The organism is Brucella sp. NBRC 12950 (genome assembly GCF_030268145.1).
In the GTDB taxonomy this organism is placed as follows: domain Bacteria; phylum Pseudomonadota; class Alphaproteobacteria; order Rhizobiales; family Rhizobiaceae; genus Brucella.
On sequence record NZ_BSQC01000010.1, the window covers coordinates 142,521 to 158,350 of the forward strand.

The following is a 15,830-nucleotide window of genomic DNA, read 5'->3' on the forward strand; positions in this document are numbered from 1 at the left end:
GGATGCTCTCGCTTGTCTCTTTCTCGGATGAAAGAGCAGTCTTCGACCGCAAATATCCAAATCAACTGGCAAGTGAATTTTGTCGATTGACAATGAAATGATGTGATGTGATTTCTAATTTAGCCTTAATCGGCAAGTGATTTGGGTCATACCAGATCATTCGGGCAGGTTTTTGCATATTCTGTATTCAAGTGGCGTAATCAACTTGTACTGCAGTGATATCGTATTATGGTTGCGTGGCGTTTCTTCTGAGTAATTGACAAAATTGCCGTTTACTTTGGGGATAATCATGGCATCAAAACGTGCATCGCAGACTCATGTCCATTTGACAGATCAAAGACTTCGAAGCTTTTCGCATTACACCTTAGCGGTCTCTGCTCTGCTTCTTGCAAATTTCGCTTCTGTTCCCATCGCTTTTGCTGAACAATCAATTCATCCACTCGCGACCTGCTCCCGTCAAGGAACCAATGTTGGCGGACCATGGACGTGTTTAATACCTACAACCAATGGCGGGCAGGCATTAATCACGGGTGTACCTTCACAACCGGGCAATCCGACACAGATCGATACAGTGGCCGTTTCTGATTGGATCAATCAAAATATCGGTAGCAATGCGGTGGTTTTGGGTGATTTTACCACAAGCGCATCGGGCGAGAACGCTGTTGCGATTGGATCAGGTGCTAAAGCGCCTACAGCCAACAGCGTTGCACTTGGTTCGGGCGCTATCACGGAACAGGCGATAGGGACCGCGACTGCTGTCATAGCTGGAAAAACGTACTCGTTCCAGGGCTCAGCGCCTGTAGGTACTATATCTGTTGGCTCTGCGGGAAACGAACGTACTATCACCAATGTTGCGGCAGGAAGGCTCTCTGATACGTCGACCGATGCTGTTAATGGTTCCCAGCTCAATGCAACCAACAATGCCGTCGATGCCCTAAATAATGTCGCCGTAAAATACGACCAAAATCCTGACGGCACAAATTCCAACACGATCACACTTCAAGGCGGTGACCCTAGTACTCCTGTCGTCATTTCGAATGTTGCGGCTGGTATAAAGGATACCGACGCCGTCAATTTGGGCCAACTCAATGCCGTTCTCGCTGGTACTGGGGCTCAAAACTACAGCTACATTGATAACCGCATCGAAAATGCATTCTCAGATATTAAGAGTTATACAGACCAGCGATTCTCAGAACTTAGCACAACTATTGATGGTGTTCGCGACGATGCACACAGGTCAGCAGCGATTGGACTTGCTGCAGCGTCTTTACGTTACGACGAAAATCCAGGAAAACTAAGTGTAGCTGTAGGGGGCGGGTTCTGGCGTGGTCAAAGCGCTCTGGCATTTGGAGCGGGATACACCAACGATGACGGCACAATCCGTGGAAACGTTTCTGGGACGACATCAGGTGGCAAGATGGGTGTTGGCGCCGGTCTTAGCTTTACATTGAACTGATCCATCTCCGTGATCAGATTCTTCTTCATTTGCATATTCGCCTTCTTAACTTCCGGCAGCTTCGCTGTTGCCGGACAAGAAGGCGTTGCACGCTACTTTCTAAAACCCTCAGAGGTACCACTTCCACAAGGAGCCAAATGGGGCCAAGTCCGAAGAACAATTCAGCCCTTTGAAAACTGGACGCTCATTTGTGATGAGAACCTCAAGCGTAAGGAGAAGACCTGCAACATCAGCCAAATAGTAATAAATCGTTCTGGTGATCAGATGTTCAGCTGGTCGCTGGCAGCAACGCGAGAAGGGGAGCCATTCATGCTTCTGCGCGTTCCCGCAACTGCGAGTAAGAACAATCCACTTGCAGTATCCTTTCCTGGCCACGCTCGACCCGTTTTCCTTACCTATAAAGGCTGCGATAACAGCGTATGCCTTGCCATGATGCCTGTTGGTCCCGTAACGCGCGAGAATATCGAAAAGGAATCCGACGTGACCGTTGCCTATACAATCTCGACAGAGCAACAAATCGAAATTGTCGTACCACTGAAGGGCCTCCGTGAGGCATTAAAGGCTATTAAATAGCCCATATTCATGACGGGAGAACTCCAATACAGCTCAAAAGGTTGACTAGTCTAGCCTCGGATGCTCAAACCACGGTTCCTAAAGCGCAAAATCGCTTCGGAAATAGGTGTTGGTACCGCTTCATATTCGATTGAATGGCACCGCACAGATTGGTCACGGGAATTCAGGAGGCAACAGATTTGACGCGCTTAAAAGCTTTTGCACTATTCATGGCGGTATCTTGCAGTTCAGCAACAGCACAGAACAACACGAACACGCTAGAGCAGGCTTTGGGGCAACTCCCTGATAAGGTTTTCTCAAATTCAGACCCCATGCCGATACTGTTTTTAAATGTGCAAGGGTGGCGCGAACTCGATGATGGCGCACCGACGCCAGAAAGCATGCGTCGACTAGCTTTGGCTCAAGCAATTCGCGCCATTCAGCCAATTGGCTACGGCTTAGAAAGCTGGGCTGCTAAGTCCGGCATATCCTTTGACGAATTGCAATACTTTATCTCTTTTGGACAGCAACCCTCCGCTGTGACGTATTGGGGATTAGACAGTCAACAATCCACTGAACAGTTTCTTGTTCGCCTTGGACATGTCGGTTTTACAAAGGTTGACGGCAGTGCTTCAGGGCTTGTAGCAAATGGCGAAGCTCGCAAGATCGACATCACGAAAGTCGATGCTGCAAGTCCTTGGCGTGGAACGATGGGCGAGGCAAGCTTCGTAATGCCTCGTGAAACGAGCCTTGTACAGGCTTCATCACCAGATGTCCTGGTCGAGCTTGGGCAAAAAGGTGTTTCCACCCTCGATAGTGACGTCATCTCGACATCTTTGAAAGGTTTAAAAGAAGCAGATAATGCAGATGGCACCATCATTCAGGCAGGCGTCATTTCTCCGCTTTTCGGCCTGGAGGCAGTCGATCCATGGGAAGTGCTATCGGCATCCACACAGGATCTTGACGGAGCGCGTCGCAAACTGAAACAGCTAGCTGACCAAAATGGAGAAGGGCTGTCACCCTACTTTGGCGGTATTATAGCGGATGTGCAAATCCAACAGCGACCAGGTGTCGTGGTATCGCTTGCCTATGGTGATTGTTCAACTGCTGAACGAGCGGTTGACGATCTTGACGAAGCTTGGCGAAAGACCATGTCCACAGGCGACAGCAATGAAATAAAGGGGCGTACAGTCCAAGCTGGTGCCTTGTGCGCGGCGACAATCACAATCCTTTCCAAGACATCAAATGACACCTCAAATCCGATCTTCGCTCAACTGATGGAAAAATATCTACGGCGTGACTTTTCAGTTTTGAAAATTGGATCCTCAAAATGAAGGACGCTGTAGACAAATAGCGAGCCGTCAACAGTCTTAGGAAGGCAAGCTTCTGTCGCGCGATTTTGACAGAGGGTCATCAAAGTCTAATGAGTGGAAGGAACCATTCAGTTGATGTTGCCCCTACGGGTAGAAGCCCATCTCAAAATTTGTGGCGATGAAGACATTATGCATTTATCGCCACTTCCATCAGACCAAACGAGCCCCTTGACCTACTCTCGCATCGACCTCGATTACTCAATTAACTAAAACTGTAGAATGCAGTAGGTCAGGATTAAAGCTCCTGTTCACCATCCAACTCATTCGCGACGCCGTAGCCTTAGTCCCAACTCCGTGAAGTTCGAAAGCCCATCAAACGCATCGATCTTCTCTACTAAATCTCAAAACATTTCCGGAAATTGATATACGGCTCTAGCGCCTTAATTGCTAATTCTCAAAACGTGTTCCAAATGCACACTGTTTCGAGGAATTAAAAATCAGACACGTTGTTCCACTCGCAAATATGTAATCGCTATTAGATAGGATATCATTTTTTAAATTTCACATTATTTATACGTCTAAATTAATTTCTAAAAACGAGTATGAATGGAAATGAATTTTACATCTTACCGTCGACGTCAAATTTACGCTTTAAAATACAAAGGCCAATGCGCGGTTCGACTGGAAGCTCGCGAAACATTTATTCAAGATTTAATTTAACCTTTAGAAGTCGTAATGCCGCGGCAATCCGCGAATGATATCCAAGCACCGCAGGGTCCACAGCGAAGAACATGGTTCACTGCGGCACCCTTCAGAAATGGAAAATCTGCCGTTTGTTTGCGGCGATTGCGCGAGAGTTCGAAACAGCTGTCTTTAATTTAAGTCATTCATGTTGGTATCCGGGATCTACAATTGTTCAAACAAATCTCCCATTTGACCCTCACAGGAGTTATCCTGACTACAATAACCGCATGTGTGTCAGTGGGACCGGATTATCAAAAGCCGATAGTTACGCCGTCTCAATCATGGAGTAGCAAAGCCGATCTAAGACAAGCCGTCCTGGGCAAGTGGTGGAGGAGTTTCAACGATCCCGTCCTGGAACGTCTAGTTACCGATGGAATTGCTTCGAACACCAGCGTTGCCGAAGCGAAGGCCAAGGTGCGTCTCTCCCGTGCACAGCTCGCCGCAAAGAGCGGATCGCAATTTCCAACCCTCGATAGTGAAACCGGTATGAAGCGATCAGATTCCGCTGGAACGATCGCGACGAATAGTGCCAGCCAACTCTTCACCACGCGATGGGAGCTCGATCTTTTTGGGGGCAATCGGCGAAGTGTGGAAGCAGCATACTACAATGTAGAGGCAGTAGATGAACAAATGCGCGCAGTACTCGTAATCGTGATCGGCGACATCGCAACGAACTACGCTCATTTAAGGGAAATCCAGGAAAATATCCGCATCGCGCGCCGCACTGTAACTTCGCAAAAAAACACTGCCGATCTCACGAGGACCCAACTTGCGGCTGGCCAAGTTTCTCAAGTTGATCTCTTAAGCGCTCAGACACAGGTCGCGAGCACTCTGTCTCAAATCCCCCTGATGCAGATCGAATACGCAAAATACTTAAACAATCTCGCCGTTCTGACAGGTCGATCTGCGGTCGCACTTGCTGTCGAACTCCGCAAGCCCGCGCCAATTCCAAAAATCCCTCGCAGCGTACCATCAGGCTTGCCGGCTGAACTTTTGGATAGCAGACCAGACCTGCGCGCAGCGGAACGTGCTTTCGCTAGCTCCACTGCGCGGGTTGGACAGGCGCAAGCAGCACTCTACCCATCACTTTCATTGACCGGCAACATTGGAACGAGCGGTGCGAATTTCGGCGACCTTGCCCGCTTGTCGAACATAATCTGGAGTGTGGGGCCTACACTATCCATCCCTATTTTCGAGGGCGGAAAACTAAATGCAGAACTCACTATCGCAAGAGCCAACCGGGACCAATCCTTTATCTCCTATCGCAGGGCAATTCTTACTGCGCTCAGTGAAGTAGAAAAAGCAAGTGTTGCGCTCAATCAGAACCGTTTGAGGTACGTGCAACTTCGAACGATCGTCAATAACAACCGCAAGATAAACACACTTATGATCGAGCAGTTCAAGGCAGGAAACAAGAGCTTCATCGAAGTGTTGACAGCCCAAAGAGATTTGTTCGCTTCCGAAACCGCCTTCAACGCGGCCGGAACAGACCTCGTTCTCAGCTATATAGCGTTGCAAAAAGCGCTCGGAGGCGGCTGGGATGGTCGGATTGATACAAGTACCCCGGAAATAGTGGACACAAACACCAAGCCTCATTTCACAACAAACTTATCTGATACATTTTCGGCCCCTGGATCGAGGCTTCGATGAAATCAACAACATATCGGCGTTATAAATGGCGGTTTTGGCTCGTTCTTGTACTGGTGGTTTTGACATTGGGCTACATCGCAGTCCTGCACTTCTCAAGAAAAGTGCTTGAGCCGGCCACGTCGACAATCCACCGTGGAAACCTTGAAAGCTCAGTTCTTGCTACCGGTATCGTGAAACCGCGCACATTGGTCGCGATCGGTGCCCAAGCTACGGGGAGGATTCTCGCCCTGAAAGTCAAGCCCGGGCAACGAGTGAACAAAAACGATGTCGTCGCAATAATAGACTCGACGTCTCAACAGAACGATCTGCAAAAGACACAAGCGACTTTGCAGCAAAATGAAGCGACGCGCGATCAAGACATCGCACAACTTGACTTGGCTAAACTCGATCTTGCACGCAACCTACTTATGGTACGGCAAAGCGCTATCGCGCGTTCTGAATATGAGAAATCGGTTAGTATCGTCAAAGAAAAGCAAGCTCAACTCCGGCATACAGAAGCGACAATTGCTGCATCCAAAATCGAAGTCCAAATTGCAAAAACAAACTTGGCGTATACTCGTATTACCGCACCGATGGACGGGACTGTGTTAGCAACCGTTGTTCAGGAGGGGCAGACTGTGAATGCATCTCAATCAGCGCCAACCATCGCAATCTTGGGTAATCTCGATACCATGACTGTCGAAGCGGATATTTCAGAAGCCGACGTGACACACGTTCGCGCAGGGCTGCCTCTGTACTTTACTATCTCAGGACAAAGCGCCAAGCGCTATGAGGCAACTCTAAAAGAAATCTTGCCCGCACCTGACTCGATCGTAAACGACAAGAGTTTTTCCGCCAGTAGTTCGTCGGCACAAACCCCAGCAACTGCGTCAGCAATTTACTACAAGGGGCTTTTTAGCGTGGCCAATCCCGATGGGGCCCTCAAGACCTACATGACAGCTGAGATTCACATAGTTCTGGCTAAAGCCAGTTCCGTTTTGGTAGCGCCTGTTTCTGCGTTGCACCTTGACGATGAGGATGGCAGCGCAACTGTGCGTGTGTTGAGTGCAAAGGGTGACTTAGTCCAACGCACGGTCGAGACAGGCATAACAGATAAAATCAACACGGAAATCAAATCTGGTCTCCAAGATGGTGAAAGGGTGCTGACAGACAACCAGACCAACGAAACAAATGAGCAATCCAGTTCCGTTAGTATAGGATTTTAACATGTCGGAAGCGCCGTTGTTATGCCTCAAAGGTGTCTGCCGACGCTATCCGTCAGGAGATGGTTTCACGACGGTGTTAGACCACGTAGATTTGACTATCCAACGGGGTGAGATGGTTGCCATAGTTGGCGCATCAGGGTCCGGAAAATCAACTCTAATGAACATTATTGGCTGCCTCGACAGACCTAGCGGAGGAACCTATCATATTTCAGGGCGTGAGGCTTCTAACCTCGTACCAGACGCGCTTGCAGAATTGCGGCGTGAGCATTTTGGTTTCATATTCCAGCGTTACCATCTTCTTGAAGAACTCGATGCGATAGGAAACGTTGAAATGCCTGCTATTTATGCCGGCTGCAAGCGAGATGATCGTCGGAGTAAAGCTGTCGATATTCTGCGGCGATTGGGACTAGGCGATCGGACGGGTCACAGACCAGCGCAGCTCTCAGGAGGACAGCAACAAAGAGTTTCAATTGCACGTGCACTTATTAACGGCGCAGACGTTATTCTGGCTGATGAGCCAACGGGGGCGCTGGACAGCCATAGCGGGGACGAAGTGCTGAGAATTCTCGACGAGTTAAATCGTGATGGGCACACGATTATAATCGTAACACACGATCGCAAGATCGCGGAACGTGCACCGCGGATAGTTGAGATAAGTGACGGTTCGATAATTTCAGACAGTCAGCGAGCTGATAATGGTACGGAAACAATCCCGCCTTCAAGGCCTTATCGTTCTGATACAGCTAAGCAACACAGTTTTTCAGGCTTGAGAGCTCGTTTCACAGAAGCTTTCTCCATGGCACTGAGGTCGATGAATGCAAACAGAATGCGAACCTTCCTCACCATGCTTGGAATAATTATCGGAACGGCATCTGTTGTTTGTGTCGTTGCACTAGGCCAAGGTTCACAGAAGAGGGTTCTCGATCAGATCAGAGACCTAGGAACCAATACACTGTACATCATTCCAGGTCGTGGTTTTGGCGACTTGAAGGCAGCCCAAATTACCACTCTTAACCTAGACGATGCGCATCAAATTGCGAAATTGCCTTATGTTGTTGCCGCGACGCCATCGGTGCTGCAAGTGTCAACTGTTAGAGTTGGAAATAAGGAAGTGAGCGTAAATGTGAACGGTGTGGACGAGCAGTACTTCTCAACACGCAACAGTAAGCTCATGGAAGGCAGTCTCTTTGATCAAAATAAAGTCCGGGATACTGAGCAGACGGCTGTCGTTGATGAGAATGCTAGAAAGAGCCTGTTTCCGAACGATCAAGGGTCAGTTATTGGAAAGACTGTATTGCTCAAATCTGTACCGGTCCGGGTCATTGGGGTGGTCAAGGCTGAAGATCAAGGAGCGGGATCCGCGCAAAACCTTGAGATCTTTCTCCCTTATACCACAGTTCAAACACGTATGACGGGAACCCGCACACTTCACTCCGTTATCGTTAGAGTTAATGAAACGATTGAAGCCACCCTGGCTGACAAGCTAATCACAGGCTTTCTGAGCTTGAGGCACGGAACAAAAGACTTCTTCATTTTCAATACAAGCAGCGTTCAAAGAACCGTTGAGGAAACGACTGGTACCTTGGCCCTGTTGGTTGCGAGCATAGCCGCGATATCGTTGTTTGTGGGCGGTATCGGTGTGATGAACATCATGCTCGTATCGGTCTCCGAGCGGATTAATGAAATTGGCGTTCGCATGGCTATAGGAGCGAGGCAGAGCGATATTCTGCAGCAGTTTCTGATAGAATCTGTCTTAGTTTGTGTGACGGGCGGTGTCGTCGGAGTTTTGCTCGCGGTTGGTTTTGGCGCAGCCTTTTCTCATTTCAGTACCATGTTTGAACTGATATATTCACCGTTATCAATCGTAATTGCTCTTCTCTGTTCCAGTCTGATCGGCATTGGCTTTGGTTTCATACCGGCCCGCAACGCCTCTAAACTTGACCCAGTAATCGCACTATCGCGCAGCTAGAGTTAAAGCCTACGGGTATTGGCTCGATCGATTTTTGAGCAAATTTTCGCAGGCTGAATTATATATGGCTATCTTCCCGTATCCTTCGGTAATGCCTGCTGGAGGTCATATGATCAAAAGTTAAGCTCGATCACAGCCCCGCACCATGCATCAAGAGCACTGTCTTTGTATTAGTACCTTAACGCGGTCGCGTCAGTAGTTACGGGAAGTGTAACGGGAATTAGGCAATCAAGTAGGTATTTGCCTCTGAGTGTGCCGCCGAGCTATTCCAACTGCGTCCTGTCCCTTTTTTGTGAAGCTCGTATAATACGCATCTCAAGGAAAACCGCTAACATCGACGATACCTCGTGGCTATTTCGAAGAAGAGCCTTATGTTTCGCACATCTTCGGACGTTGGATTGAAGGCTAAAGGAGTTCTTCCGCGTTTATCACGATAGAATTGTTCGCGAAATCGTTCGCGTATTCGACAATACGCGCGGCCAATAACTAAGGTTTAACCATATTAGTATTATTTAGAAATAATCTAATAGGTCCTTCTGATATGCGTCATTCCTGTGGTTATGCCTGCCTTGTTCTGATTTTCGGATTGTCGACATGCATACAATCGACTGCGGCTTGGTCTGCAGCGCCGTTTGCACCTATCAGTTCGCGTCAATTTTTCGACGCCGTCGACGCCGCAGATACTCGAACATCAAACCAGATGACCAATCGCTCGAATCCTGTAGCTGGGAAAAAATTTTTACGCGTAAATGGTGAGCAAAAACAGCGAAATCAAACAGCTGCTAAACCTATCGTTCGCTCCAACGATAACCTCGATCATACGACAACCGGAAGCATCGCTATACAGCAATCAAACCATAACTCCGTCACGTCTAGTTATGTACCAACGGCAGAAGATATGGCTCCTGCGATTGAAATGCCAACAGGGATTGGTGCCAAAGACCAACTTGCGGCCTATCAAATCCTCCTCGATAGGGCCGGGGCTTCTCCAGGAGCTATCGACGGCCGCCTGGGCAGTAACGTAGACAAAGCTGCAGCGGCATATGGCGAAATAACTGGGAAGTACCTGAATCCAGCCGATTTGGCGGCAATTGAGGCTGAATTAAATGTGACGGGTGGTTCCGCCTTCAAAGAGTATGTTATCACGAACGAGGATGTCGGGCGCCAGTATGTTGCGTCCATCCCAAGTGACTATGCTGAGAAAGCACAATTGCAGGCGATGGCATATACATCTGTCACGGAGATGCTCGGGGAACGCTTCCAAATCGATGAAGGCTACCTGAAAGAGATAAACCCTGGCGTCAACTTCAATCAGCCAGGTTCTGTTGTCAGAGTTCCCAACCTGAGCAAGGCAAAGCGCGCAAAGGTTAATTCCATAATCGCTGATAAGGCTCGCAAGCAGGTTCGTGGATATGATGCGAGAGGCTCGCTTGTCGTCGCGTATCCAGCAACGATTGGCTCATCTGATACCCCGTCACCATCGGGTACAGTTCAAGTCAAGAGAATTGCGATAAATCCCAACTATACCTACAATCCGCGAATTAACTTTAAGCAAGGTAATAATGAGCAGGTTTTAACTATTCCTCCAGGTCCGAACGGTCCGGTTGGAACTGTCTGGATTGCTCTTTCAAAACCTACCTATGGGATCCACGGAACGCCTGATCCTTCTCGTATTGGAAAGACTTCTAGTCACGGATGTGTCCGCCTTACAAATTGGGACGCTGAAGAATTGGCGAAACTAGTCAAGAGTGGTGTCCTCGTACAGTTTACCGAATGACACGATTTCAAGTGTCGGCGTTTGGCAGCAACCGTCCTTTGTTTTGTAACCTACGACAGAAAGGGCAGGGGCAACGGAGCAATCACTATAGTGATTACAGCGGCGGACTTGTCATCCATCATTCGTAACATTCTTAATCATCCGCAAAACCGCGGGCTCTATCGTAGCGTCGACATGCAGGGCTGCCACGCGACATTACCGGGCACATACTACGATTACCCTTTAACTCATTTTCAAGTGGTCCATTCAGGAACGGCGCAAGCCCCATTAAATGGAAAAACAACGAACGGTCAAAGTCGGTGTTACTTGAATAACATGTAGTTCCCCAAGCCAAAATGGCCGCAACCGCGAAATTGAGAGCGCTTAATTTCATCTCAAATGTGGACCTCGGAAAATGCCAGTAAATAGGCACTTTCTCGTCTGAACTGAAACTGAGAATGCTACGCTAAATGATATATACTCTTTGTTGAGAAACTGAGCTTGTTCTAACTTTTTTTGGTTATAAACCGTCGGCAACGCAATACGCATCCTTTGCCGCATATGAGCTCGGAATTACTCGAAAGAAGGGGCCAGACATCCGCTGGAGGATTGGCGTTGAAAAGGCTCTCATATGCCATATTGAATCGAAGCGCCGAAATCAGAGATGCGCTTTTTGTAGAACTTTCATCATTGGGAAGGTGGTGAATAAAATGCCGTGCAACTTCCTCACAAAACGATGCATAATCCTCCGTAAAAATGATGAAACTATCCCATAACTCGTCTATACTTCCACGCATACCGATGGGGTCATGGAAAATTGCACAAATGGCAAGAAACCGTTTAAGTTCCCTTTCACGTGTAATCGCAACCTCGGCGCAGATATCGTACTCTCGCGCATATAATGCTTTACGACTTTTCCCATCGGATAGGCCATGGCCTTAGCGATAATATTCTGTATTTGCATACTATCTTTATCCGTGATCAGAGTAGGCTCCTCGCAATTTAGAACGTCAGCAAAAGTGGCACCTGTAGTTGTTGAACGGGTATATTGCGACGAATTCTCGATACAAATTGACATTGAGAAATTCTTTTCAGTAAGCGAGAAAATTTGCATTCGGCTTTTTCTATTTTATGTGAGATCCTACCATTATTGTATAAATGCTATGTAACCCAATATATTGTGAGAGATTAATAGTGATGATAGACTATCAACTAATAATTATATGCACTCTTACCGCAGGAATTAATCTGATTGGCACGCTCGCGTATGCTGCGCGGATTGCTGGCGTAAGAACGAGACGCATCGCTCTTAGCTTTGCGCTATTTAACATCTTGGTGCTTGTTAGCCGGACATCCAATGGATTTCTCGGGCCATTTTTGGCAAAACGAGTGGAAATGAGATTAATTGACCATGCCGAGCAAAATCTCGTTTGGGATTTCCAATTAATTATGGCGAGTGCATCGATTGCTGTTGCATTTGGAATTCTATTAGTTCCCACAGGACAACGAATTTTCACAAAAGCCATCTCACAATTTCAAATTCATAAGTCGATCATAAAATTACTGGCCGCTGGGCTTCGTCCCAAGGGGGTGAAAGAAATACGAAGATCCCTCAGCATGCCGCGATTTAATATACTGCTGGAGATTACAAAACCATCTGGTGTTTCGATTGGGATAATACTCTCAAACACTATCGCTCAAGCACTACTGACCGTCGGTGTTATCTCCTCCATATATGCCGGATACTTGAATATGGAATTCCGCGTTACTGCATCTCAGCTTTCATCAGTCATTAATGGGGTCGCGACAATCTTATTGTTCACGTGCATTGATCCCCAATTATCGCAACTGACGGACGATGTAGTTCAAGGACAAACAGGAGAGGAACTTTATCGCAGAACGATAGTTTGGATATCAATGAGCAGACTATTGGGAACAATAATTTCCCAGGTATTATTCCTTCCTGCTGCGCATCTAATTGTGGCCATATCGAGTTTTATTTAAGAGCCGAGCTGAGACCTATCTTAGGCGTCCTCAGGGGGTATCAGTTTAAGTGGTTGGCCTGGGCGACTTAAAGGCGTGATGCCCTCGACTATAACCGCCTACTCCTACAGAGCACTGTTTGAGCGAGCTGTCAGACGGAGACGCTCTACCACTAGGCTCACTCAAAAGTACGGCTAAGCATCGCTTGAAGGCGATCTATATCGTAGCAGTCAAGAAACTGGCCAATTAAAATTTTCGACCATAGCGATCTGCATCATCTCTGATGAGCCGGGAAAGTCATCCGTAGGTTAGCCGCACTCATCGGCCACTTGTTGACGTTCAAGATTGAGCTGGTATGCCAATATACCGTAGTATGCGCTTCAGAGATCGCGCCGGATAGCCATTCTGGCTTGGCCCCGGTGCTGCTGACCATCAACTATTACGGGGCTTTGAATACGTGTGGCTTTAAACCGCGGTTTTCGAGGCTTTTATGGCCCATAGCGCGTTTGCGCGTCCTATTGCTCTTCCTCGGTGCGCGTACATTCGGAGGGTAGGAGAGAGCCTTCCCAAATTATCTACACTTAACGAACCGAGTGTTGCAGCAACCAAGAATCTGCGGGTACTTACGTTGCCAGAGGCTACGTTCTTTGGTGAGATAGTGGGCTGTTCCCATTTCTTGTTCGCAGTAAGCCTGGCTTGACGCGATAAATAATCCTTAAGGCATAAGGGGGGCGGATTGTTTGATCGCGCAGCCTGCATAACGTCTGTAGCAGCACTATTGTTTGAATCAATACATCTGACTAGTCGTCGGGATTATCGACCTCGCAACCCACGCCATGGCAGCCCACATAATTACCTTGCGTGTCAAAGTTTGGATTGCCGTCCCGATCAAATTGTGGCCGATTGTCGATCTCACTTTCAGCGCGACGACGACGCTCCCTCTTGCGCTCGCGATCGCGCTCTTCTCGCGCTCGATATTCTTCGGAGAAGCGCTGACGTTCCTCATCCTGCCGCGCACTCTGCTCCATCATGCAATTTGCGAAAGCGTCAGTACCTGTTCGAAAGCCGAAAGACGAACATTTATCCTGATTTATTTCATCGTCCGTCACGCATCCGACGACCGCCAGCGGTACGAGTAAAAGCAAAAAAAATCTGATTTTTTTTCAGCTCTGCCATCGAATACTCCCATTTGAAAGATCTGACAGTTCATGTTCTAATTCACGTCGCGGCTCATGTGACCGAACGCTTTATTGTCGGCATCGGGTATAAATGCTGGGCCAACTATACGGATTGTGCGGGAAGGAGCGGGGCGAAATGATAGCGATGGGATTTCAGCGACGTCCACGGGGTCTACGACTTCTGGTTTGGCGCCCGGTTTCGGTAAGACGACATCGGAAAGGCGCTTTGATTGCCTCTGAGCGGCAAGTTGCGAATTAACTTTCCGTACATAACCATTCCAGTCGCAGCGCTCGAACTTGCCCTCGCCGTGATAATCATATGCGGTCGCAAGATCCGCATAGACCTCACCAGTGAGGACCGAAACCATATCAGCGGCTTCTTCATTCTGGTCAATTGTATAAACAGCCATTGCGTCAGTCTTGCAAATCATCTTACATTGACTGAGGGCTGCATCCGTGCCGCCTTTCTGATTATACTGAGAATTCGGTGTGGGAAAGTAATAGCCATCTGAGAGGCGCACGCAGTACTGAAGTGCATTTTTTGCACCACGTACCTTTCTCGGAACATCATCTACCGGAATTGAGCGAGCATCGCCAGCTGCTGACGCGTTCATGCTTTTTGGCCTGGTTGACGCCTTAGCTATCCTGCCTGTTCGAGCTTCGGCTTTGCATTCATTATTTGCAGCCGCTGTCGCGCGCAGTTCTTGCTGCACCTCATTGATTTTCATTCCAACTTCGCGACAGGCGTTGAAAAGCCCTCCACCCACGTCTCCGGGCTTGCAGTCACGTCCGCGCTGAATTGAACGCAAAGCCGACAATTGCCTTTGCAGCATCTTAACAGCAGGGCTTTGTCCCGAGATTCCGGAACCGCATGAAGCCGCAACCGTCGTACCAGGAAAAGACGTGGCTACCACCAAGAAAGAAATTGCAGTCAGTTTCGTCATCATGTCCGTACCCTCCGGAACTAATTGGCGAACAAGCCTGAATTGGACAGGATCAGCCCGAATTTCAAAAACGATGGGCAGCGTTACGATACTACGGATCGGGATAGGCCCCCATCATGGTATGCGTGCAAATCGCAGAAAAGGCGGTACATTAGAAAATAGATCGATTTGAGCGCAACACGCCAGCATCCTAGCCCGTTTGCAAGCTTCGGTAATGTTTCGAAGCTCGAATGCTTGCCCTGATTGGAATTCGACCGCTTCTCCCTCTTTTCCCCAAAGGAATAGGAGTTTCAAAGATGCGATCTGCGCCGTGAGGCAGTAGAACGTTCAATTTGCCATCTCAGATACATGCCCGCGAAAATCTGGATGATTCCACCGGTCAGTGCACCATCGATAAACGGGCCTATTACAGCAATAAAATCTACCCCGGCGGCAAGCTGGGTTTTGGCGAAGACCAGCCCAACCAATTGACCGCCGAAGACGCCGCCGAACGCGCCAGCTATCGCGTTCCAAAAGAAACCCATATCGGATGTATGGACGATTTTGCCAAATACCAAGCCGCCGAGAAACCCACCTAACATTTGAACAAGCACAGAAACCATTATCTTCCTAACAGTCAAGGATGGCTCAATACAGTAAGCGACAATCAAATATTGCTTCCTGCTTCTCCGCATTAGTTTAGGCTGTAAAACGACATAGACATAAAACAACAGTAACGTTGCTTTATCAAGCCCCATTTTCGCCATATTGTCTATTAGTTAATCGAGATAGCTATCATACTTGGAAAATGACATCTCGATTTTGGCTCCTCACAACTGATCCTAGTGTTCCATATTGGTACATTTTATTGGACTAATAGCTGCTATACAGATGGTATAAGCACAAAGGACATAGCAATTCATATTGAGCATTTGCAAATTCTTGATTTGATTGACGACGAAAATTATGTTGCGTCCGTGATTTGTAGCGACCGACCATTAGAGGGCTTTTATTGCAACGCATCGTCATCCAAATCCAAACGACGCCTTTTCGGGTGAATTCTTATCCTACTGATTTACCATTAGCATTAAAGTAAAACGA

11 protein-coding genes and 1 pseudogene are annotated in these 15,830 nt (G+C 48.0%); 8 read left to right on the forward strand and 4 right to left on the reverse strand.

Annotated features, from left to right (window positions below):
• Positions 1-289: 289 nt before the first annotated feature.
• The 7 genes and pseudogenes from QSJ70_RS17445 to QSJ70_RS17475 form a co-directional block, all read left to right on the forward strand.
• The gene (locus tag QSJ70_RS17445; RefSeq protein ID WP_285538216.1) at positions 290-1,456 is read left to right on the forward strand and encodes a YadA-like family protein; all 1,167 of its coding nucleotides are present in this window, start codon (positions 290-292) and stop codon (positions 1,454-1,456) included.
• Positions 1,457-1,465: 9 nt separating this feature from the next.
• On the forward strand, positions 1,466-2,029 hold the full coding sequence (locus tag QSJ70_RS17450) for an invasion associated locus B family protein (RefSeq protein WP_252349236.1): 564 nt from the start codon (positions 1,466-1,468) through the stop codon (positions 2,027-2,029).
• Between the two features lie 149 nt (positions 2,030-2,178).
• Positions 2,179-3,342, forward strand: coding sequence for a hypothetical protein (locus QSJ70_RS17455; protein ID WP_285538220.1), 1,164 nt, complete (start codon positions 2,179-2,181; stop codon positions 3,340-3,342).
• Between the two features lie 891 nt (positions 3,343-4,233).
• Positions 4,234-5,715, forward strand: coding sequence for an efflux transporter outer membrane subunit (locus tag QSJ70_RS17460; protein ID WP_285538222.1), 1,482 nt, complete (start codon positions 4,234-4,236; stop codon positions 5,713-5,715).
• Positions 5,712-6,920, forward strand: coding sequence for an efflux RND transporter periplasmic adaptor subunit (locus tag QSJ70_RS17465; protein WP_285538224.1), 1,209 nt, complete (start codon positions 5,712-5,714; stop codon positions 6,918-6,920). Before QSJ70_RS17460 ends, QSJ70_RS17465 begins: the two co-directional genes overlap by 4 nt.
• Before the next feature lies 1 nt (position 6,921).
• On the forward strand, positions 6,922-8,889 hold the full coding sequence (locus tag QSJ70_RS17470) for a MacB family efflux pump subunit (RefSeq protein ID WP_285538226.1): 1,968 nt from the start codon (positions 6,922-6,924) through the stop codon (positions 8,887-8,889).
• Positions 8,890-9,694: 805 nt separating this feature from the next.
• Positions 9,695-10,666, forward strand: a pseudogene (locus tag QSJ70_RS17475) (L,D-transpeptidase); the annotation flags it as partial.
• A gap of 485 nt (positions 10,667-11,151) precedes the next feature.
• Here QSJ70_RS17475 and QSJ70_RS27770 read toward each other — a convergent pair.
• The gene (locus QSJ70_RS27770) at positions 11,152-11,526 is read right to left on the reverse strand and encodes a UCP032817 domain-containing protein (RefSeq protein ID WP_502871695.1); all 375 of its coding nucleotides are present in this window, start codon (positions 11,524-11,526) and stop codon (positions 11,152-11,154) included.
• Between the two features lie 316 nt (positions 11,527-11,842).
• On the opposite strand from QSJ70_RS27770, the gene QSJ70_RS17480 reads away from it, so the two are divergent.
• On the forward strand, positions 11,843-12,649 hold the full coding sequence (locus QSJ70_RS17480; RefSeq protein WP_285538430.1) for a lipid II flippase Amj family protein: 807 nt from the start codon (positions 11,843-11,845) through the stop codon (positions 12,647-12,649).
• Between the two features lie 779 nt (positions 12,650-13,428).
• On the opposite strand, the gene QSJ70_RS27710 is transcribed toward QSJ70_RS17480, so the two are convergent.
• The 3 genes from QSJ70_RS27710 to QSJ70_RS17495 form a co-directional block, all read right to left on the reverse strand.
• Positions 13,429-13,659: a hypothetical protein gene (locus QSJ70_RS27710; protein ID WP_352231015.1), complete on the reverse strand. Its 231-nt coding sequence runs from the start codon at positions 13,657-13,659 to the stop codon at positions 13,429-13,431.
• Between the two features lie 182 nt (positions 13,660-13,841).
• Positions 13,842-14,753, reverse strand: coding sequence for a DUF2865 domain-containing protein (locus QSJ70_RS17490; RefSeq protein WP_285538229.1), 912 nt, complete (start codon positions 14,751-14,753; stop codon positions 13,842-13,844).
• A 287-nt stretch (positions 14,754-15,040) separates the two neighbouring features.
• Positions 15,041-15,496, reverse strand: a complete 456-nt coding sequence (locus QSJ70_RS17495; protein WP_285538230.1) for a hypothetical protein — start codon at positions 15,494-15,496, stop codon at positions 15,041-15,043.
• Between the last annotated feature and the right edge of the window lie 334 nt (positions 15,497-15,830).

What these genes read in the sequence shown, in the direction of transcription:
- QSJ70_RS17465 (WP_285538224.1), top strand. Translation starts at nt 5,712, where the DNA reads ATGAAATCAACAACATATCGGCGTTATAAATGGCGGTTTTGGCTCGTT.
- QSJ70_RS17470 (WP_285538226.1), top strand. Translation starts at nt 6,922, where the DNA reads ATGTCGGAAGCGCCGTTGTTATGCCTCAAAGGTGTCTGCCGACGCTAT.
- QSJ70_RS17445 (WP_285538216.1), top strand. Translation starts at nt 290, where the DNA reads ATGGCATCAAAACGTGCATCGCAGACTCATGTCCATTTGACAGATCAA.
- QSJ70_RS17480 (WP_285538430.1), top strand. Translation starts at nt 11,843, where the DNA reads ATGATAGACTATCAACTAATAATTATATGCACTCTTACCGCAGGAATT.
- QSJ70_RS27710 (WP_352231015.1), bottom strand. Translation starts at nt 13,659, where the DNA reads ATGATGGAGCAGAGTGCGCGGCAGGATGAGGAACGTCAGCGCTTCTCC.
- QSJ70_RS17495 (WP_285538230.1), bottom strand. Translation starts at nt 15,496, where the DNA reads ATGGCGAAAATGGGGCTTGATAAAGCAACGTTACTGTTGTTTTATGTC.
- QSJ70_RS17490 (WP_285538229.1), bottom strand. Translation starts at nt 14,753, where the DNA reads ATGATGACGAAACTGACTGCAATTTCTTTCTTGGTGGTAGCCACGTCT.